This is a genomic window from Shewanella sp. (assembly GCF_048265805.1).
In the GTDB taxonomy this organism is placed as follows: Bacteria; Pseudomonadota; Gammaproteobacteria; order Enterobacterales; family Shewanellaceae; genus Shewanella.
In genome coordinates, this window is the sequence record NZ_JBLXAT010000002.1 from 201,157 (window position 1) to 221,216 (window position 20,060).

Annotated in this window: 16 protein-coding genes and 1 tRNA gene; 3 read left to right on the forward strand and 14 right to left on the reverse strand. The window is 48.2% G+C overall.

The window, feature by feature from the left end; translation table 11 throughout:
* Positions 1 to 29: 29 nt before the first annotated feature.
* Together ACN0TT_RS02195 and ACN0TT_RS02200 are read right to left on the reverse strand one after the other, a co-directional pair.
* On the reverse strand, positions 30 to 1,184 hold the full coding sequence (locus tag ACN0TT_RS02195) for a slipin family protein (protein WP_417760496.1): 1,155 nt from the start codon (positions 1,182 to 1,184) through the stop codon (positions 30 to 32).
* Positions 1,185 to 1,355: 171 nt separating this feature from the next.
* Positions 1,356 to 1,428, reverse strand: a tRNA-Lys gene (locus ACN0TT_RS02200).
* 285 nt (positions 1,429 to 1,713) lie between these two features.
* On the opposite strand from ACN0TT_RS02200, the gene rtcR reads away from it, so the two are divergent.
* Positions 1,714 to 3,315, forward strand: coding sequence for an RNA repair transcriptional activator RtcR (gene rtcR, locus ACN0TT_RS02205; RefSeq protein WP_417760497.1), 1,602 nt, complete (start codon positions 1,714 to 1,716; stop codon positions 3,313 to 3,315).
* A gap of 153 nt (positions 3,316 to 3,468) precedes the next feature.
* Here rtcR and ACN0TT_RS02210 read toward each other — a convergent pair whose 3' ends face one another.
* Both ACN0TT_RS02210 and ACN0TT_RS02215 read right to left on the reverse strand, forming a co-directional pair.
* Positions 3,469 to 3,708: a DUF3624 domain-containing protein gene (locus ACN0TT_RS02210; RefSeq protein ID WP_417760498.1), complete on the reverse strand. Its 240-nt coding sequence runs from the start codon at positions 3,706 to 3,708 to the stop codon at positions 3,469 to 3,471.
* 104 nt (positions 3,709 to 3,812) lie between these two features.
* A complete protein-coding gene (locus tag ACN0TT_RS02215; protein ID WP_417760499.1) occupies positions 3,813 to 5,813 on the reverse strand; it encodes a methyl-accepting chemotaxis protein in 2,001 nt (666 codons plus the stop codon).
* 298 nt (positions 5,814 to 6,111) lie between these two features.
* On the opposite strand from ACN0TT_RS02215, the gene ACN0TT_RS02220 reads away from it, so the two are divergent.
* A complete protein-coding gene (locus ACN0TT_RS02220) occupies positions 6,112 to 7,425 on the forward strand; it encodes a serine dehydratase subunit alpha family protein (RefSeq protein WP_417760500.1) in 1,314 nt (437 codons plus the stop codon).
* Positions 7,426 to 7,428: 3 nt separating this feature from the next.
* Here the strand turns inward: ACN0TT_RS02220 and ACN0TT_RS02225 are convergent, their stop codons facing one another.
* The 9 genes from ACN0TT_RS02225 to ACN0TT_RS02265 all read right to left on the reverse strand — a co-directional run bounded on the left by ACN0TT_RS02225 (position 7,429) and on the right by ACN0TT_RS02265 (position 16,095).
* Positions 7,429 to 7,887, reverse strand: a complete 459-nt coding sequence (locus ACN0TT_RS02225) for an Lrp/AsnC family transcriptional regulator (RefSeq protein WP_417760501.1) — start codon at positions 7,885 to 7,887, stop codon at positions 7,429 to 7,431.
* A 103-nt stretch (positions 7,888 to 7,990) separates the two neighbouring features.
* A complete protein-coding gene (locus ACN0TT_RS02230) occupies positions 7,991 to 8,290 on the reverse strand; it encodes a hypothetical protein (RefSeq protein WP_417760502.1) in 300 nt (99 codons plus the stop codon).
* Positions 8,287 to 8,655, reverse strand: coding sequence for a hypothetical protein (locus ACN0TT_RS02235; protein WP_417760503.1), 369 nt, complete (start codon positions 8,653 to 8,655; stop codon positions 8,287 to 8,289). The genes ACN0TT_RS02230 and ACN0TT_RS02235 overlap by 4 nt, the downstream gene beginning before the upstream one ends.
* A gap of 27 nt (positions 8,656 to 8,682) precedes the next feature.
* Positions 8,683 to 9,018, reverse strand: coding sequence for a DUF883 family protein (locus tag ACN0TT_RS02240; RefSeq protein WP_417760504.1), 336 nt, complete (start codon positions 9,016 to 9,018; stop codon positions 8,683 to 8,685).
* Between the two features lie 188 nt (positions 9,019 to 9,206).
* On the reverse strand, positions 9,207 to 9,581 hold the full coding sequence (locus tag ACN0TT_RS02245; protein WP_417760505.1) for a hypothetical protein: 375 nt from the start codon (positions 9,579 to 9,581) through the stop codon (positions 9,207 to 9,209).
* Between the two features lie 90 nt (positions 9,582 to 9,671).
* On the reverse strand, positions 9,672 to 12,893 hold the full coding sequence (locus ACN0TT_RS02250; protein ID WP_417760506.1) for an HD domain-containing phosphohydrolase: 3,222 nt from the start codon (positions 12,891 to 12,893) through the stop codon (positions 9,672 to 9,674).
* A 277-nt stretch (positions 12,894 to 13,170) separates the two neighbouring features.
* A complete protein-coding gene (locus tag ACN0TT_RS02255; RefSeq protein ID WP_417760507.1) occupies positions 13,171 to 14,001 on the reverse strand; it encodes an NAD(+)--dinitrogen-reductase ADP-D-ribosyltransferase in 831 nt (276 codons plus the stop codon).
* Positions 13,998 to 14,903: an ADP-ribosylglycohydrolase family protein gene (locus ACN0TT_RS02260; RefSeq protein ID WP_417760508.1), complete on the reverse strand. Its 906-nt coding sequence runs from the start codon at positions 14,901 to 14,903 to the stop codon at positions 13,998 to 14,000. The genes ACN0TT_RS02255 and ACN0TT_RS02260 overlap by 4 nt, the downstream gene beginning before the upstream one ends.
* A gap of 145 nt (positions 14,904 to 15,048) precedes the next feature.
* Positions 15,049 to 16,095 (reverse strand): NAD(P)-dependent alcohol dehydrogenase, encoded by a 1,047-nt coding sequence (locus ACN0TT_RS02265; protein ID WP_417760509.1) that lies wholly within the window; start codon positions 16,093 to 16,095, stop codon positions 15,049 to 15,051.
* 488 nt (positions 16,096 to 16,583) lie between these two features.
* Between ACN0TT_RS02265 and ACN0TT_RS02270 the strand changes: the two genes are divergently transcribed.
* Positions 16,584 to 19,340: a serine/threonine protein kinase gene (locus ACN0TT_RS02270; protein ID WP_417760510.1), complete on the forward strand. Its 2,757-nt coding sequence runs from the start codon at positions 16,584 to 16,586 to the stop codon at positions 19,338 to 19,340.
* Positions 19,341 to 19,377: 37 nt separating this feature from the next.
* Here ACN0TT_RS02270 and ACN0TT_RS02275 read toward each other — a convergent pair whose 3' ends face one another.
* On the reverse strand, positions 19,378 to 19,959 hold the full coding sequence (locus ACN0TT_RS02275) for an ECF-type sigma factor (protein WP_417760511.1): 582 nt from the start codon (positions 19,957 to 19,959) through the stop codon (positions 19,378 to 19,380).
* Positions 19,960 to 20,060 lie beyond the last annotated feature (101 nt).

The following is a 20,060-nucleotide window of genomic DNA, read 5'->3' on the forward strand; positions in this document are numbered from 1 at the left end:
GGCGCCAAATATGTCCCTGTTGTTGGCGTTTAGGCGATTTTCACCACGCCATTCATTAATCCTTCTAAACCACCGTAAACGGTTAAGTTCTCGATTTTTTCCGCGACTTTTTCCAGTGACTCCAGCTCTTTCAAGCGCATCAATGTAGGGTTGTTTTCCATCATTTTGGCGGTGTTGTGTAAGCTGCGCGTTGCCGCAGTTTCTTCACGACGTTTAATCACATTCGCCTCAGCCGCTTTTTGCGCCTCAACCACTTGATTTAAAATCGCTTTCATATCGCCGGGTAGAATGATGTCTTTCATGCCTACGCTCAGCAGTTCGATACCCACTTGCTTGAGTGGCTCAACCACCAGCTCGGTCACGGTTTCGTTGACGTACAGTTTATCGAGCAACAAATCGTCTAATGTTTTCACGCCCACCGCCTCACGTAACGCTAACTGCAGCTGGTTGTATACATAATCCATCACCCGCTCAGTGCTCATCAACGCTAACTCGGCATCAAACACACGCACGTTGGCATTGAGGTTAATGCGCAGGCTGACGCGATCTTTGCTCAAAATCTCTTGGCCGGAAACTTCCAGTAACTGATGACGTAAGTCGATAGTTTTCACCGCAATCTCATGTTGGAACTGCCAAAAGCCGTAACGACCCGCAGTTAATTGGCGCACATAGCTACCATCAACAAACAGCAACGCCGCTTGTTCCATCGACACCATGAACTCTTTCACGGGGATCACCGCCTGAGTGCGGCTGCTTTTGATCAACTTCTGCGCGCTATTAGCACCAACTTTTCTAATTGCGGTTAAAGTGGCTGCGTCCAACTCCAAGTTACTCGCGATATCGAATGTATCCAAACGGATATCACCCGCTTCACGCCACAGATACAGATGACAGCCTGGTGTGACGATGCCTTTCAACTGGTCATCCAAATACAGCAAACCCGTTTGCTGCTCTGTCACATAAAAGTGTTCAATATGTTCCGCCAGTTGCGGATACTTATTGAACCAGCGTACGGTGTTTTCCTCGGCAAAATACAGCTCACCAATATCGTAAGTTTTCAGCTCTGGCATTTCGCCAAAACCACGTAATTTGTGCTCGCCAGGTTGCAGTATATCCACCAGTTTTTTTGCTTTAAAAACCAATACACGTTCGTTATCTGCTACGACGACTTTTTTATTAAACATAGTGTTATCTTTCCTTTTTATACCCGTTAGGGTTGGTGATAAGGGTTAATCACTTGGTTAAAGTTGGCTAAGTAACCTAATGTCACAGGGAGCATCCTGCTTGCCATGACACGCTGTTAAACAGCGAACTAAAACCAGTGGTGACCACGGCTTATGCACCGGGTGTAATATAAGTTGGAGTGGGAATCGAACCCACGACAGACGAATTAAAAGTTCGTTGCTCTACCGTTTGAGCTATCCAATGGTGTTTAAGCTGGGACTCGAACCCAATATGCTCACCGACTGAGTCTTAAACCGTTCTGGGATACGGCCCAGGCACTGCCCGCCGCACCAGTGTGTTATCTCGAAACACGAACTTACTACTACAACCCACGTGCCAACTTCGGCATTAACGACAAAATAAAATCATAACAATTTGATTTAAAATACAAATAAATTTTATCACTAACAAATCAAACGTATTTATTGTTGTCAGCAACAGCATAAAGTGATGAAATTAGGATAGTTAAATATCTATTTGGATATACCAATGAGAAAGACAATTGCCATTAGTCTGCTAGGAACGCAACTCGACTCTGTCGGCAAAGGGAAAAAACGCTGGGAACGCTGGCGCCCCAATATTAGTTTGGTGAGCCAAGAGCAGTTGGTCATTGATGAACTGCACCTACTGCATAATGAACACAGTTGGCGCCTCGCCAATAATGTCGCGGTGGATATTGAAACCGTCTCACCAGAAACCACGGTGCAGCTGCATACTTTAGAACTTGCAGATCCATGGGATTTCGGCGAGGTATACGCCAAACTGTATGACTTTTGCGCGCAGTTTCCGTTTGATATCGACAGCAATGATTATCTGTTCCACATCACCACCGGTACTCACGTAGCACAGATCTGTAGCTTCCTGCTCACCGAAAGCCGCCATTTTCCGGGGCGATTAATCCAGACAGCCCCCAGCCGAGAGCCCGCAGATAAAGCCCGTGGCCACATACAGATTATCGATTTGGATCTGTCCAAATACGATCAGCTCGCGACCCGCTTTGATGCAGAGCACGCCCAAGGGACCGACTTTCTCAAAGGTGGCATCGCCACCGAAAACGCACACTTCAATCGAATGATCGCCCAGATTGAAAAAGTCGCCATTCGCTCCACCGCGCCGATCCTATTAACTGGGCCAACCGGTGCCGGTAAAAGCCAATTAGCGCAACGTATCTATCAACTGAAAAAACGCAGAGGCACACTGACTGGCGAGTTAGTGACTGTTAACTGCGCCACCTTAAAAGGCGAGAACGCCATGGCCGCATTATTCGGCCACACCAAAGGTGCCTTTACTGGCGCCGCCACCGCGCGTGAGGGCTTTTTACGCACGGCCAATAACGGCTTATTGTTTCTTGATGAAGTGGGTGAACTGGGATTGGAAGAGCAAGCCATGCTGTTACGGGCGATTGAGAACCGCTCATTCCATCCAGTGGGCAGCGACAAAGAGGTGCAAAGTAACTTTCAATTGATTGCCGGCACTAACCGCGATCTGCGTGCTTGCGTAGCCCATGGGGAATTTCGTGAAGATCTGCTGGCACGCATCAATCTGTGGAGTTACCAACTCCCCGGCCTTAAAGACCGCCGTGAAGATATTGAAGCCAACATCCACTTTGAATTGGAACGTTTCGGCCTAGAACAAGGCAACCGCATCCGTTTCAACAAAGAAGCTAAACAGCAATATCTGCGTTTTGCCCATGCGCCGAGCTCGCAATGGCATGGCAATTTCCGCGATTTAGCCTCATCAATAACTCGCCTATGTACGTTAGCCGATTCCTCGCGAATTGCCGAGCAAGATGTGCTTGATGAAACTGCGCGGTTAACGCAAGACTGGCAGCAAAGCAGTACAGACACGGAATGTTTAAGTAAGCAGTTACTCACAACTGAAGCATTTGCCCAGCTCGATCAATTCGATCGCCACCAGCTAGATTACGTATTAACTGTTTGCCGACAACAACCATCGCTGGCTGCAGCAGGTCGGGCGCTGTTTGATGTCAGCCGCACCAACAAAGCCAGCAGCAATGATTCGTCGAGATTGCAGAAATACCTAGCCAAATTTGGTATTCGCTGGGAGCAAATACAGACATTAAAGAGGTAGCGCATATGGCACCTCTACAGTTGATTGATGCGGAGAATAACTTAATTACCCGCGAGAAAACCACCATCAATGGGCAGACCTACCCCAGTAATAAACCCAGCTTTGTCAGACAGTAACAGGCAAGCATTACAAGACTAAGAAAACCGATAATTGCTATTCCCTGCCCGTCAGCTTGCGCCAGCTTAGCACTACTAGATGCACGGCCAATAAACCCGAAAAAGCGCAACAGAAAAACAGCAGGGCAATGGAATTGACCGATTTAGGCGTGTCATAAAAGAAGTAAAACCAACATGGCCAACCTACAAGGGACAATACGGTAAGCTGCCACATGCAGGTTTTGCAGCGGCCGATTTTTCGTTTGAACACCTCACTAAAACACGCGTCACAAGCCATGAGCAGATTACAGTAAATAACGATAGCGCATGATAGCGCAAAATGCGGTAACGGCAGAACCGCGTTACCGCATTATTCAATTGTATTAGTTGTATTAGTTCAGCCTACACCTTAAAACTATCCACCTGTTTACTGAGTGCCTGATACAACTCATTAATACTGGTCGATTGTTGTTTAACCAGCGTTGCCATCTGATTAACCCCATCGGTTTGGTCTTTCAAGTTCACTAGGTTTTGGTTGATGTGATTAGCAACGGTAGATTGCTCCTGTGTGGCTTGCGCCGTCTGTGCCGCCATATCTTGCACCTTATCGAACGAGCCATTCAGTCCGTCAAAAATGCGCATCACTTCTTCAAAGTTGGTCACTGTGGTATTGGCGTTAGTACGGCTATTGCGAATCGCTTCTGACGCCTCTTTCACGCTTAATTTTAAGCGTTCAATCATGGTTTCAATTTCATCGGTGCTACTTTGGGTTCGAGTAGCTAACACGCGCACCTCATCAGCTACCACTGCAAAGCCGCGGCCTTGCTCGCCTGCTCGCGCAGCTTCAATAGCAGCATTCAACGCCAGCAAGTTGGTTTGCTCAGCAATTTTGCGAATAACTTCCAGCACAGACGCAATGGCGGCCGAGCTTTGTTCCAGTACATTTGAGCGCTCCAACGCAACCTCAATGTCTTTCACTAAGCGGTCGATGGCTTTATTGGAAGCGGTCACTGCTAGTACGCCGTTTTGGGTTAAAGAACTCGAGTTGTTGGCTTCATCAGCCGTGCCTTTCGCCAGTTCAGCCATCTGCTGATTGGACATGTCCATCTCGCTACCCGCACTAACAATGGCTTCCGATGCTTGCACCAATCCCGCAGTAATGCCGCCCGCCTGCGCCGACACTTTATTCAGTTCGTAAGTGGTGTCGCCCAGTGCGTTAGACTGACGCTGAATATTGCCGATAATATTTCTCAGATGATCAACAAAGCTGTCAAACTCGCCAGCAAGATCACCTAATTCATCCTGAGCACGACTATTAATCCGCTGGGTTAAATCACCATCTCCCGCTGCAATTTCTTTAATGCGATTGGAGATATGTTCCACTTCACGCGTCAACCGTAATGGCACAATGTAGCCAACAATCAAGGCTAAGACGAAGGCGATGCTAATCACCACCATGGCAATTTTTTGGTAACTCGCTACTTTGGTAGTAATTTGATCTTTGACGTCACGGGCATGCAACCGAACCGACTCACCCGCTTTATCCAGCACACTACGAATCGCCGTAAACTTCTCTTCCATTACCACTTGATCGGCTGGCAAGCTATGCTGTTTAAGCGTATCTGGCGAAGCGATCAAGGTTTTACAGTTTTCATACCACTTGTTATACAACCCATCAAAGCTTGTGTAGGGTTCGAGCAATTGCGGGTTACGCACCATAAAACTACGGAAGTTGTGGAAACGCTGAATCACCTGTTTGGCGTTTTCTTCAAAAAAAGCACGGTTATCTTCATAATTTCCTTCGTGATGCAGCAGCTTTTGCAATGCTAAGCGCGCTTGGTAGATATCTCGATCCGCATTGAGCACTTCAGCCATCGCTTCTACATACACCGAGATATCAGCTGTTTGATATTTTTCGGCATCTTGGGCGTGCGCACGCAAGGCCTCACCCGCCTTGTCCAACATGTTGCGCATCTGCATAAATTCGGTGTCACCTGCCTGCATCTCCTTAACTAAGGTAACGGAGGCGTGAGCTGTGTCCATCACCTTAGCGCTGGCTTTGACCCATTCTTGAAACAAACCATCAAAGTTACCAAATGGTGCAATGACTTCAGGCTCTTCGGCGAGGAAATCAAGATACTTATGAAAGCGCTGATAAACTTGATCGGCATTATCATTAAAATCTTTCTGATTAGCGTCCCGATCACCTTCCCCATTCAGTAAACGCTCTTGCGCCAGACGTGCTTGGTAAATATCGCGATCCGCGTTCAGCACCACAGCAATGGCTTCAAAATAGGTTTCCGCTTGGCGTTTCATCGCATTAGTTTGCACAGTTCCCATGATGGCCATAAATGCAAACAAGCCGATGAGGATGACAGCCAGAAAGGCTATCGGAAGGATCATTTTGACTCTAATGGACTGTATACGCATTTATTCTGCTCCCAAACATTCCGTGTTTTGTTTGATATATAAGCAGTTTAGGAAAGGGATAAAGATCTCGCCAAATTTATGATGACTTTTTAAACAGTTGTTTTAGCCAAGTGATGTAACCGACGGTCAATGCGTCTCAGCGAACAAAACAAAACAAAAACCCTACTTAAAGATACATTAATGAAATAATTTTCTACCAATTAATTATTAGGTAGAAAACAAGGCAATTTAATTCTCTTAAGTTTGCGCTATCTTATTGCACTATTGATTGATGAGCCGAGACACAGAGATGACCCACCCACAATGGATTCACTTTATTGACACAGTAAAAGCCGAAGTGCTGCCAGCACTGGGCTGTACTGAACCCGTATCTGTTGGCTTGGCCGCTGCTATCGCCCGTCAAAAACTCAATGCGATTCCGCACAGCATTCAAGCTCAAGTGTCACCGAACTTGATGAAGAATGGTATGGGCGTAAAAGTACCGGGCACAGGAATGAATGGTTTAGCCATTGCCGCAGCCGTGGGGGCGTTCGGCGGTGATGCTGATGCAGGATTGGAAGTTTTTCATATGTTGACGCCTGTGCATGTCATGCAGGCCAAGGCGCTGATAGATATCGGTAAAGTTAAAGTCAGCGTAGCAACAACAACACGTGTGCTATTCGCACAAGTTACCGTCTTTGCTCACGGTAAATCCGTGCGCGTGACCATTGCCGATGATCACACCCATGTCGTTTCCATTGAAGAAGATGGCATTACCACATTCTTAAACCAGCCAACCGATACACCGAGTGAAACGGCAACCGCAGTGAAATTGCCACAGCACACCACTGTGCATGACATCTACCAATTTATTACTCAAGTGCCCGTTGCTGAGATCGCCTTTATCGAACAGGCCAAAGTGCTCAATGAAGCCCTATCAATTGAGGGGCTCACTGCCAACTACGGGCTGCAAGTGGGCGCGACGCTGCAACGCCACGTTGACCGCGGCTTGATCAGTGGTGGTTTGCTTACTGATGTTATCAGTCGCTCAGCCGCCGCCTCAGATGCGCGTATGGGCGGGGCGATGTTGCCAGCAATGAGCAACTCAGGTTCTGGCAACCAAGGGATTGCCGCCACTATGCCGGTCGTGGTGGCAGCAGAGTATCTTAAAGCATCGCATGAGCAGTTGCTGCGCGCATTAATGTTGTCGCATTTGTTAGCCATCTACATTAAGCATCACCAACATAAGTTGTCTGCACTGTGCGCGGTAACGACTGCAGCTATGGGCTCAGCGGCGGGGATAACGTATCTGCTCGGGGGCAGTTATCAGCAAATCAGTTACGCAGTAAGCAGCATGATTGGGGATGTCGCCGGCGTGATTTGTGACGGTGCTAAGAATGCCTGCGCGATGAAGGTTTCCTCTTCGGCGGGCGCGGCGATGAAATCCAGCTTAATGGCAATTGATAATATCTGTGTTACTGGCGAGGAAGGTATTGTCGCCAATGATGTCGATAGCTCGATTCGCAACCTGTCAGCACTGGCAAACGGCGCAATGACCCATACCGATCAACAGATCCTCGACATTATGGTGCAAAAAGCACTTTAGCCATTATAACGGTAACGCTGTGGAGTACTTAAGCGACTCCATGGCAAATGTTGAGGTCACTTTAGAGATACCAGCGACATTGTTGACCAGCTTTTTATAGAACTCATCAAAGCTTTTCATATCAGCGACTTGTACCTTCATCATGTAGTCGTATTCACCCGCCATGCGGTAGAACTCCATCACTTCCGCAAACTCGGTGACTTTATTCACAAAACACTGATACCACTCGTGCGAGTGATTATTGGTGACCACCAACACGAACGCAGTTAACTCTAATCCCAGTTTTTCGGGATCTAACAGAGCAACACGTTTGGCAATAACGCCAGCATCTTCCAGCCGTTTTAATCTTTTCCAACAGGGAGTAGTAGTGAGGTTGACCTGCTCGGCCAGCTCGGTAAGCGAGATGGTAGCGTCTTGCTGTAACAGTTTAAGCAGGGTTTTATCGGTGTTGTCCAACTTCATGACGGTATACAGTTAACGTGGATTTTCGATAAAAATAATCTCCACAGAGATTAAAATAAAGCAAAATATTTCATATCAGCCATTTTGGTAGATGTTTGCTGCGTTAAGGTTCATCTGGCGTAGGTGACGTAGCATCCTCTTGCTGTAACGCGTGTTGCAGTCCCAATTGCCACAGCAGTGGCGACAACTTGGCTACCAAGCTAAACCGACCTAACTGCGGCCCGGCAGCAGTCGAACACCACCCTAAGGCGAAGCTGGTAATTAATGACTCGGGCTTACTGAGTTGTTGCTCGGCGGCATAGTAGGCCTGCTTTCGTCGCAGCTTTGCTTGCTCGGCGGCGAGATTAAGCTCCGCATGCAGCAGCTTACGTTGACGCAGTAGCGATTTCATCGGCCCCATCACTCATCCTCCTGATGGTTCAATAACAGCTCGATTGTTCGGCTGATGTCCATGCGCTGCAAGGTTAGCCGAATCACGCGGTATACCAGTAGCGCACTCAATAACAGCAGTAACACCATCAGCGCCATCACGGCCACCAGCGGCAGACCAGCTTGCCATAACAATACCGCCACCATCGCCAACGTCAGCAACCACGCACTGGTGAGCAACATTAACATGCCACACATCAATGCCAGCAACTGCGCACTGGAAGTGAGCCAAATTTTGCTCTCAAGCGCGCCTAACTGCAGCAGTTTGGCGAGCCAACCTTTATGGCTCGCCCACAATGCCGTTAAAGGCTGCTCTTGGGTGGAAATAGATTCTGACATCACTGGCCTCCTGCTGACGTTGCCATCTTAGTGACGGCGCAGTAGCAACCCAGCGGCGACAGCGCCGGCCAGAAAGGCGATACCTACAGATTTGACCGGATGCTCTTTGGTGTAACTCGATACCGCTTCAGAAACACGTTCAGATTGCTGTTTGGCCTTTTCTGCCATTTGATGCGCCTGAGCAGAAATCTGCTGCGATACATCATGCATTTTCTCTTGGCCAGATTGGGCGGCCTCAGCGGCCTTATCAACACTGTTATGAGCGGCGTTTGCAGCGCGATCAATCTTGCTATGCGCTTTATCTTCAGCTTTGGCGGTCGTTTTGTTGCTCGCGTTAGATGTGGATGCATTAGTAGATGCCATGATGCGACTCCTTAACTATTTATTGATGTGAATAGTAAGGAGCGAACATTGTGCCAATATTTTATCTCATTGATATCGTTTAACATCATCAATTTTAGAAGGGCGCTCGCCAGCAACACGCTGCAATATCTACTCGCACAACTGTAAAAATTGCCGAGTCTTGCTCCGGCAAGTTCTCGGTACAAAAACTATGACTCTTGCTGCGCCACCTGAATTTTTAACCAAAAAGCTTGCTGACACCGATTGGTAAACTGCTTTTGCAGCGGCGTAATATTCGCTTGTGGGGGCTGCTGTAATACTTGATAACTGATCCAATCATCGCCGCAGATGTTGTCAGCTGCGGCACCATCCGTTTCGGTCTCTACTTCGGTCACCTGACGAATAATCGCACCATCAGCAAACACCACGGTGCGCTCGATACGTTCCAGCACGCTCCAGTCATCGCTAATCTGCTCACCGTGACAGCATTGTTTGATTATCTGCGGTACGGTTGCAGCTATTGTCGTGTCGGATGCAGTAACCATTGCCTGAATGTAAGGATAAAGAGCTAAAGACTGCACCATTATTGAACCACCAGATTAAAAACCTGCGGCTATTTTACCTAACCTTGGCGCACTAATTAACGCCGAATAAATAAGGTTTTATCCATGCTATTAAGCAGTGGGCTCGTCAGGCATATCATCCTCATTACCGATGTCAGGCTTTTGCCACTTAGCATCCATAAACTGCTCGATATTTACCGCATCGATCTGCTCTGGCGCTAAGTAACGCTGCGCATAATCTAGATAGATGCCTGACGATAAAAACAGTTTAAAGACCTCTTCGTCTACGTGACCATCCTTAACCATTTGGTACAAAATCTTCAGCGATACACTGACGGGCTTGGCCTTTTTATATGGCCGATCATTAGCGGTAAGCGCTTCAAAAATATCCGCCAGCACCATGATGCGTTCTGGCACTGATAAATCATCACCGGTCAGCTTACGCGGATAACCGCGTCCGTCTAAGGTTTCGTGATGCGTTGAGGCATAACGGGGCACCTTGCTCAGCTCCGGCGGGAACGGCAAGGTGTCGAGCATCTGGATGGTATTCACAATATGTTCGTTAATTTTAAAGCGGTCTTCGGCGGTCAACGTACCGCGTTCAATCATCAAGTTGTGCAGCTCGCCACGATGGTATAGCAGTTTTGGTATATCCATTTTGATACCAAGATGTTCAGGATAATCAGTGCTATGGAAGCGTGGCACTTCGTGTATGGGCTTGTCACTCAACAGCTGTTCTGTCGCCGGTAAGTTCTCTTCGGGTTCTAGGTTGTCATACATGCGCTCCTCTAAAGGTGACAACCCTAAACGGTCGCTCAGATGACGCGTCCAGCTTTGTTTGCTGATACTGACTAACCTTGCTTTATCAGCCTCACTAAGTTGCTCGCCACCCACGTTAGTTTTGGCGACGAAGGCAAAATCATCCATAATCTGCGCCCGTTTAACCTCACGTTGCTGCGCCAGCATTGCCTGTTTCTCGGGCGTTTTATGCAACGCCCGCCAATATTCAAGGTCGGCATCGCGCAGTAAGACTTCAAAGCGCATACGCACCTCATGGATGCGGTTATAAATCACCTCTAACTTTGAGCCTTTATCGACAATATGCTCTGGCGTGGTGATTTTACCGCAGTCGTGTAGCCAAGCTCCCACGCGGAATTCACGCCATTCTGAACTGGAGTGAAATTGAAAATCAGCAAAGGCTCCGCTATTGCTGTCATGCGCTTGTTTAGCCAACATCAGCGCTAACTCTGGCACGCGTAAGCAGTGCCCAGCGGTGTAGGGTGACTTATAGTCAATCGCCTGTGCGATCAGTTGGATAAAGGCATCGAGTAACTCCTGCTGGCTCTGCTCGTGCTTTTGAATGGCGCCAGCCATCTCTTTGATAGACAGTCCAAGATGATGTACCTCTGTAATGCTACTGCTAGGAATATCGAGCAGATCATATTGGCGATTGCGGATCTTTTCATTTTCCAGCGCTAAACGGCGAATCGGCGAAACAATGGGGCCGGAGAATAGCCATGAGGCAGGACTCAGCAAAATAAGCATCCCAATGGTAATCGCCAACGAAATGGCCACCCGTTTGACGGCGGGTGCTAACAAATCATTACGCGGCAAAAGTACCGCTAAGTAGTGCGTATAGCTTTTCGCCTCATCAACACGCGTGACATAAATAAAGAAGTCTTTGCCCTGCTCTGCCGTTTGGATCAGCTTATTTTGCTTGGTGGGATCGACAGCAAACTCAATAAAACGTTGGTAAGGCACGGTGGTGGAGTGCTCTTGCAACCATTGTTCACCTAACCAATGCTGGGCTAAAAATTCGCTATGCTGGGCATTAACTTCCTTAATCGCTTGATTCAACAGTGGCATCAGCTCTGCATTTTCAGGCTTTACCACTAAGTGCAACTCACTCGGCACCCCAAGACTATTAAGGTCGAGTTGAGTTTGATAACGCAAGCCACTAATAAAGTAGTTAGCGGCTTCATACTTGAGCACCGCGAGAGAATCGACACCGCCGTAAATTTTGCCACTAGCCACGGCTTGCAGCACATCTTTGGTGGTGGGCAGCTCCACCACGCGGATCTGCGGATAATTACGCTGCAAGTATTTCACTATGGTCCAACCTTGGGGAACACCGACAGTTTTGCCATACAACGAGGCAATGTTGTACAAATTCGGCTGCTTATCACTGGTAACTAACGCGAACGGCAGATTGAGATACGGCTCAGAAAATTCCCCTAAATGACTATTACTTATACTGCGATTGACCGACTGCAACATATCAATGTCATCTTGCTCATACAACTGCAGTAACTCAGTCCAACTGAATCCGTTCACAAAATTAAAAGGCACGCCTACTGCTTGCGATAACAGCCGCAGAAAATCGACGCTATACCCCGTCGGCTCGCCAGAAATCATAAAATCGATCGGTGACCAATTAGTCTCATTAGAGACTTTAATTTCGGAATACTTGGCTAAAATTTGCTGTTGTTCTTCCGTCCAATTTAATCGCGTCATCTCCGGCAGGCTGCTCTGACTTATGGTTTGATTGACAGCGGCAATCAAATTGCCAGAGGGCTGATAGATATACGCCTCAGCATGGTGGTTTTTCATAATATCGGAGAAGTATTGCAGCACGGAGCTGAGCGCAATATCTAAGGCAATGACGGCGCGGCCGTTGTTCACTTTAAGTGAATAGGTTTGTCCAGGTGCTTGTAAACTTTGGAACAGATAAGGCTCAGTTTTATTGACGCTTACAGCGTTTGACTGACGAAACCACAAGCGCCGATCGGCATAATAATTAGAGGGTTCCTCACGGCTATGGCGCACTTGATAATCGTCCGCCAGAAATGACATGCGCCGAATACGCTGGCCGTTATGCTCGCTCACTTGAATGATCAGCCAGCGATCATCGGCATCGGCCTGATATTGCTGTCGCATGATCGGGGCACTTTCAAGATTGACCAGCTCGTACAGATCGCCACCGACAAAACCAACATAAATAGCACTAAACATCGGATTGGTGCGCATGAACTCCGCAAACAGATCGATGGTATTTTCGGGGATGTTATCTGCCGTACTAAAGGTTTGTTGCTTGGCTAAGATGCGCACCGCGCTCGCAGCGGAGTCATCCAATTGCTTTAGTGCGGAGCCGACCTCTTCACCAAAATCGCGAAAGTTGTCTTCCACATTGTCTTTGGCCAATGAAAAGGAAAAATGGTACTGCAATGTTAACGCCACCAATGCCGTAATTAAGGTAGCGATGATAAATACTGACACCACGGTGACTCGGATCGAAAAGTTTAACCGCCCGAGGGATTTACCTATGTTCAGCATTGTAGCTCTCCGTGCAAATGAACGCCTACGGTGGCAAAAACCACCGAGCCATCGACTAAGTGTTGCACAACATTGGCAACTTGCTGCCTAAATTTCCAACAAGTTATTGTTATCGGTCAAAAATAACGCATATCCATACGGAACAATAACGCTAGAGGCTGTTGAGCTGCCATGTTTGACTTTTGTTCAAATTACACGCGATAAATGAAGCGCGAATCATTCATTGCAGCCGTGGCGCTGATGACAGGGATATGGTGACTTAATCTCCCCACGCAGTTTACTCACGCCACAAGGCGCTGCGATACAGACCGCCCAACACCATAAATTCTTGTTCGCCAGTCATGGTATTGGGGAGCAGTGACTCGTAACAAACTATCTTGCTGATGGGCACAACTACTTGATAAACACAGCTACCAAATTGCGAGGCGCTTTCGGCCGTCGCCGCAAATGAGCTGAGATTGTTAAACTGCACCACACCCGAGGCGATATCGCTTAATTCAGCTAAACGATCGCAGCCACGATACAGCGTAAGATGCGACTGCCTAGGCTGGCGCAGTGTGAGTTGCAACTGGCAAAATTGATACAGCAAGTCGAGCTGTTCAAACAGTTCATTGGCATTCTTGGTGGCCGCAAAACTGTGCTGACGATAATGACCATAGCTATCACTTTCGGGAGAAGACAACGGTTGGCGATGAAACTGCGTTAATAAGCCGAAGCGCGACTCAGCCCAACAACGCCACGCCGCACCTTGTTCACTGTCAGAATCAAACAACCAGCCGATGATCATCCGCCGGTAGTTCAATTTAGCCCGCGGCGGTGGTTCATCGGCCAATGCGCTCAAATCAAACCGTTGCTGCATAAACTGAGCAAACACCGCCGCCCGCGCAGTCGCATCATCGAGCAACGCCAACTCATCAAATAACGGTTGATACCAAGTGACAATACTGTCCAGTTGTAGAGGGATCGGTTGCACCTGATAAGCGGTACTCGCCAACAGCCATGCGGGCACATTGCAGCGATTGAATGGAATAGATAACGCCGTTAAATGCTTTTTTTCGGCATGGCTAGCGACATATTGCGGCGTCATAATGCGTTTTCGCTCACTCAATCATTGACGTGCCATAGCGCATCGGCCAACTGCAGCAGCTCATCATGTTGATAGAGCGCCGCTCGCCAATCGGCACGAATGGCTTGATAGCCGTAATATGCTCCGGCCAGCTGTCCAGCAACCGCCGCAGTAGTGTCAGCATCATCCCCCAGATTTGCCGCTGCAAGCACGCAAGCGTCAAAGCTGTCTGTAGTTAACAAGCACCATAATGCAGCTTCTAGGCATTCCATCACATAACCACTACCACGCAGTTGTGATTCTTGCCTGCTTAATAAATCGGCCGACATGATGGCCGCTAGCTCAGGCGTTTTGGCTTGGTATGGAAGAGTGAAGCAACTGGACTTATCCGCACCATTTATCAAGGTCACTAATAACTGAGCAAAATATTGCGCAGTGTCGAGACAGAGCGCAGAAGCATGGGTCGTCCGGGAGCTTTCGGCGCCATAAAACGCCGCTTTGCGGTCATCGTGGTGGTAATAAAGTGCAATCGGCGCCATACGCATCAAAGCACCGTTTCCTGAACTCCAGCGACTGGTCGCGCCAGCATTGGGCTCGCCAGTTTGCTGAAAACGCTGTAAGGCAGCCAACACCGTATTACCAATATCAAAGCAACTGCCGGTGCTACTCATGTAACCGTTTTCATGCCAGTCACAGTAGCGCTGCATCTGGTCGTGGGCATCGAAACCATTGCATTCCAACAGGCTATGCCCCAAACATAACGCCATGGAGGTATCGTCGGTCCATTGGCCTTTTTGCAGTTGAAAGTGCCCGCCCCCCTGCATATCATTCACCGGCGTGAAAGTGCCGCGCGGCATAAACTCCACCGTAGTGCCTATGGCATCGCCAACAGCTAGGCCAATTAAACAACCCCGAGCGCGATCTAACTTACTCACTTGCTCCATTACCACAGCAAAACTCCTTATCGCCTTTTGGTCATTATTAATAGTTATACCGCGGTTACCTTAATCGTTTCCGCTGCTATCGTCATGCTTCAGACATAAAAAACGGTAGCCAAGGCTACCGTTTCTAACACTCAATAACGCATCATTAAGCTGGCAGTGAAGACATGTCGATAACGAAGCGGTGTGCCAAGTCACCTTTTGCCAGACGTTCAAAGGCGCTGTTGATATCTTCCATTTTGATCATTTCACAATCTGGATAGACGTTGTGTTCAGCGCAGAAGTCCAATACTTCTTGAGTTTCTTTGATACCACCGATCAATGAGCCAGCTACGCGACGACGCCCCATAACGAATGGCACAGTCATCATTTCGTTCAATGGACCTACTTGGCCAACAATCACGATAGTACCGTCGATGTCTAGCAGCGGCGCATACATGCTTACGTCGTGTTTTACTGGCACGGTGTCGATGATCACATCAAAAGCGTTTGCGGCAGCAGCCATAGCGTCAGCATCAGATGAAGCGAGAATGCCTTTAGCGCCCATTGCCACCGCTTCTTTCTCTTTGCTGTTAGAGCGGCTGATCGCAGTAACTTCTGCGCCCATAGCGACAGCAAGTTTAACCGCCATGTGGCCCAAGCCACCTAGACCGATAACCCCGACGCGAGAACCTTTGGTCACATTCCAAGTGCGCAGTGGTGAGAAGGTAGTGATACCCGCACATAGAATAGGTGCAGCTTTGCTGATATCCATGTTGTCAGGAATGCTCAGTACAAACTCTTCACGAACGACGATGTGTTTTGAATAACCACCTTGAGTGATTTCACCCGTTTGACGATCAGGTGCACCATAAGTGCCTGTCAAACCGTGACGACAGAACTGCTCTTCGTGGTTATGGCATTGATCGCACTCTTGGCAGCTATCAACCATACAGCCAACCGCTACACGGTCACCAACTTTATAGTTTTTAACGTCAGCACCAATAGATGTCACCACCCCCACGATTTCGTGGCCTGGTACCAACGGATATGGTTGTGGGCCCCAGTCACCGTTGACCGTGTGCAAATCTGAATGACAAACGCCACTGTACAAAATTTCTATCGCTACATCATTAGCACGCAGGTCGCGGCGTTCAAAATGATAAGGTACTAATTCTGCATCAGCGTTGTGCGCAGCATAACCTACTGTTTTCATAAAACTGCTTCCCTATATCTCAAGAGTTAAAATTTACCGATATCGAACCCGTAGCATTATGCAGAAAGCAACACCAAAACACTCTGCCTGATCCTCTTTCATTATTGCCTAATTCTGCAAAGCAGAAGTATAAAACTCCATGTCATTCAAAATAAAAAATTGGCAGAAAGCCTGATGCCCATTTCTTAGCAAGTGCGGTGGCATTTGTTGCCTAAATCAGCTGAGCGATTGCTGAACCTGTCGGTCTCTCAGACGGCATATGCACAGGAAAAGCCTGCTACTAGATGGTAGATTGAGCATGCGTAGCTGTAACGTTCAGCTACGAGAAACTGATGCGTTGACTTGCTTTTGGCAACCAAGCCAGTAATGAGCGGACATATTGACCTTGAGATAAATTCGACTGTACTAATAAAATCAGTATGATACCTACATAATAATAATACCTACCTAGGCCGATGCTGTACCAGCTATTCACCCAAGCCATTACCATGTCTCCCGCAGCGCAGGCTCAACTGCTGCAAGAACTCGCCATTCAAGATGCTGAGGTGGCTGAAGAGCTCAAAGCCATGCTGGCAGTAGAGCAACAAACAGCTATCGCGGATGAATCGCCATTTGACTGGCCAACACGCTCCAAGCCGTTGCTCATAGGCTGTCAGTTTGGGCCTTTCTGCATTGAAAGCCTTATCAGTCACGGCGGCATGGGCAGTGTCTATTTGGCCCAACGCAATGATGGCCGCTTTGAGCAAACGGTCGCGATTAAAGTGATTGATAGCGCGCTGGAACAGTTGATTGGCCGCCAAGCATTGCTACGTGAAGCGGCAGTAATGGCGCGCTTGAATCATCCCGATATTGGCAAGGTATTTGATGCCGGCATTCATGCTGATGGACATCATTACATATTGATGGAATATGTGGCGGGGCAGGCAATTGACCAAGTGGCAGCCGCACAGCAACTGAATGAAACGCAGCTGCTAACGGTGTTTATTCGACTGTGTCGCGCGTTAGATTATGCCCACTCAATGCAGATTGTACATGCCGATATCAAACCATCGAACATCATGTTGGATGAACATCTGCAGGTAAAAGTGCTCGATTTTGGCATCTCGCGGATTTTTCAAAACCGCGATGCGCCAATGAGCAATATCTACCAATGCTACATTCGCGCCCTCACCCGTGACTACGCCAGTCCAGAGCTATTAGCCACAGGCCAAGCGACACCATCGAGTGATATTTTTGCGCTTGGCAAACTGTTAGCCCGTTTACTCACACAATCACCGGCGAAGCCGTCACGCTACCGTGCCGAACTTAACGCAATTATCGACAAAGCTTGCGCCGAGCAACCACTAGACCGTTACACCTCAGTACTGGCACTGCAGCAAGATATTGAGCGCTATCAAGGCAACTTTGCCACGCACGCCTTTCACGCGTCACGCTGGTATCGGTTTAACAAGCTGGTACGCCAACGTCACCCGCTGTTAAGTGGCACCATTGCACTTGCCTTATTGTGTTGCAGCTACTTACTGATCAATCTCATCACCCAATATCAGCAACTAAAAGCCGCTAAACTGCAGTCAGATCTGATGGTTAACCGCTTGAGTGACATAGTGCAGCTCGCTAATCGCCGTATCAGCAATGGTGATAACTTTTCCGCCAAAGATATGCTGGATAACTCCGCGCAAATTCTTAACGCTGATACCGAGCTAAACGCCAACTCCATCGCCCGCATTCAACTATCACTAGCCCAAGGTTACGCCAGCATCGGCGACAACGATCAAGCTGAGCAGTTTTATCAAAGCATCATCAATAATTACGCAAACTTAAGCGATAAAGCGCATGCATTTAAAGCAGGTGAGCTATGGATAAGACTGCTGATCCGTCGTAATAAATTTGATGCTATTACGCCAGCGGTGCAGCCGCTATTAACACAATTGCAGTTCAGCACCACAGCAAAACGCCTACCCGCCACCGTGCAACAAGCGATGTTTTACCATCGCTATATTGATGCGATGAAATGGTATCGCACCGCAGAGAAAGACCAACTGGCCCAACGCCACATTGCCTTATTGAAGCAGATTAAGCAGCACTACTGGCCACAGTTAACTCTTGACCAGCAAGCAGAGGTGGCGGGGTTTCTTGGACGCGCGATTAGCTTTCATTTTCTGCACCTTAATCCAGCGTATTCCGGCAGAAGCGATACCGAATTTGAGCAGCACATCAAACCGCTGCTTCTTGAGGCAAAAAGCCTACTTGAGCAAGAACATCATCTCTATCAACAAGTAGATCGGCAATACGATGTGGCACGTTCAGAGTTTGTACTAGCAACACTGTCAGCCCATTTAGGTAGCCTAAACGAAGCCCACAATTACGGTGAACATGCGCTGGCGCTATTGCAGAACATCATGGGCGATGCCCATCCAGATTTGCTGCTTAAATACGGTATGTTATCCGAGAGTTTGCGGTTAATTGATCTCCCCCAAAGCCAGCGTTATGCCGCAGAAAGCTTGGCGCTATCACAAACACTGAAGCCACAGCTTAGTAGTGCGCAATACATCAATAGCTACCACGCGGTACTGTCCTGCTTATACTTCCAAGGAGATGTCGAGAACTATCAACAGCGCTTAGATGAAGTGCTGCACTACTATCTCACACTAGATAGCACGCAACGCAGCCAAAGTATGCTGCAGTGGTTTAGTGAGATTATGCGTCAAAGCTTGTGGTGGCACAGTGCACTGCCTATATCCTCGCAACTGATAAGCGTAGCGCAGCAGATGCAGCAAGATATTACGCGGCTAAGCCAACAAACAGCGTCAAACGGCAACGAAGAGCTCACGCCGCTCGTGCCCATGCTGCAAGCGGTGATAGACCATAACAACGCAGAGGAGATCCTACGCCTTACTCCCCCCATGATTTACGATGACACGGCACGTGCGCAGCAAATAAACCGCTTATATCAACATTGGTTAACGCGGGAGCAGCCTACCAGCCATTACAGCACACCGCTGCTAGCAAGCCAGCCGTTCAATACACGTGAACTGCACTACTCACCCGCCGTGATGGAGTGGTTAATCAAAGAGAATCAGATTTGGCAGGCGCAGCTGCACCATGAACAAACTAGCTCCGCCGATAAGGCACTGTACCTTGGTTATATGGCACGGAACACTCAAGTCGTGCAGCAGATTATTGCGCAGCAACAGCTACCGGTTACCTCATGGTGGCGCGCGCAGTTAGCTGCCAATGGCGTGTAGCTCGAGATGAAGAGAAAACGATAAATCCCCCATCCAGTTACTGCATTTTGGTTTTAAGCCATGCTTTAGCAAAGCGAATATCGTTCTCCACCGTACGCAGTGAAATATCCAGTAACAGCGCAATCTGCTTGTTACTTTGCAGCGAGAAAAACCGCAGTTCCATCACCTCAGCTTGACGCGGAAAACGCTCACTAAACCGAGCCAAAAGCCCATCAAGATCGGCATATTCCAACTGATGTTCAATCATGTGATCGGCCTGCGCGATGGCTCTTTCAGAAAACAGTTGCGTCAGTACCTCTGCGCGCCCCAAACGATTGCAGCGACGAAACTGATCCACGTATAAATTGCGTACTGAGCTATTCAAGTACTGATAAAACTCTCGCACTGTCGCAATCGACATCTGCGGTTTGGCTTGTTCAAACTTGAGATAGATCTCGTGGGCAACATCGGTGGCAGTTTGACTCAGTAGCTCGGTATCGGCATCAGCTAACCAGCGGTTGCGATGTTCATGAGATAGATGATGCAACTTCTGGTAAGTGATGCCCATTAGCAGTTGCATGGCGTGTTTATCTTGTTGCTGCCAACCGTGAATTAATGAAAGTACCTCTTGCTCTGTCATTAATGCTATTCCTCATTTGATTCAGTGTTGCGGCGCTATCTCAAGTCGCAACTATCTCAAGTAACAGTAGCTAAGCAGGCTGGCATAAAAACCACTACTGA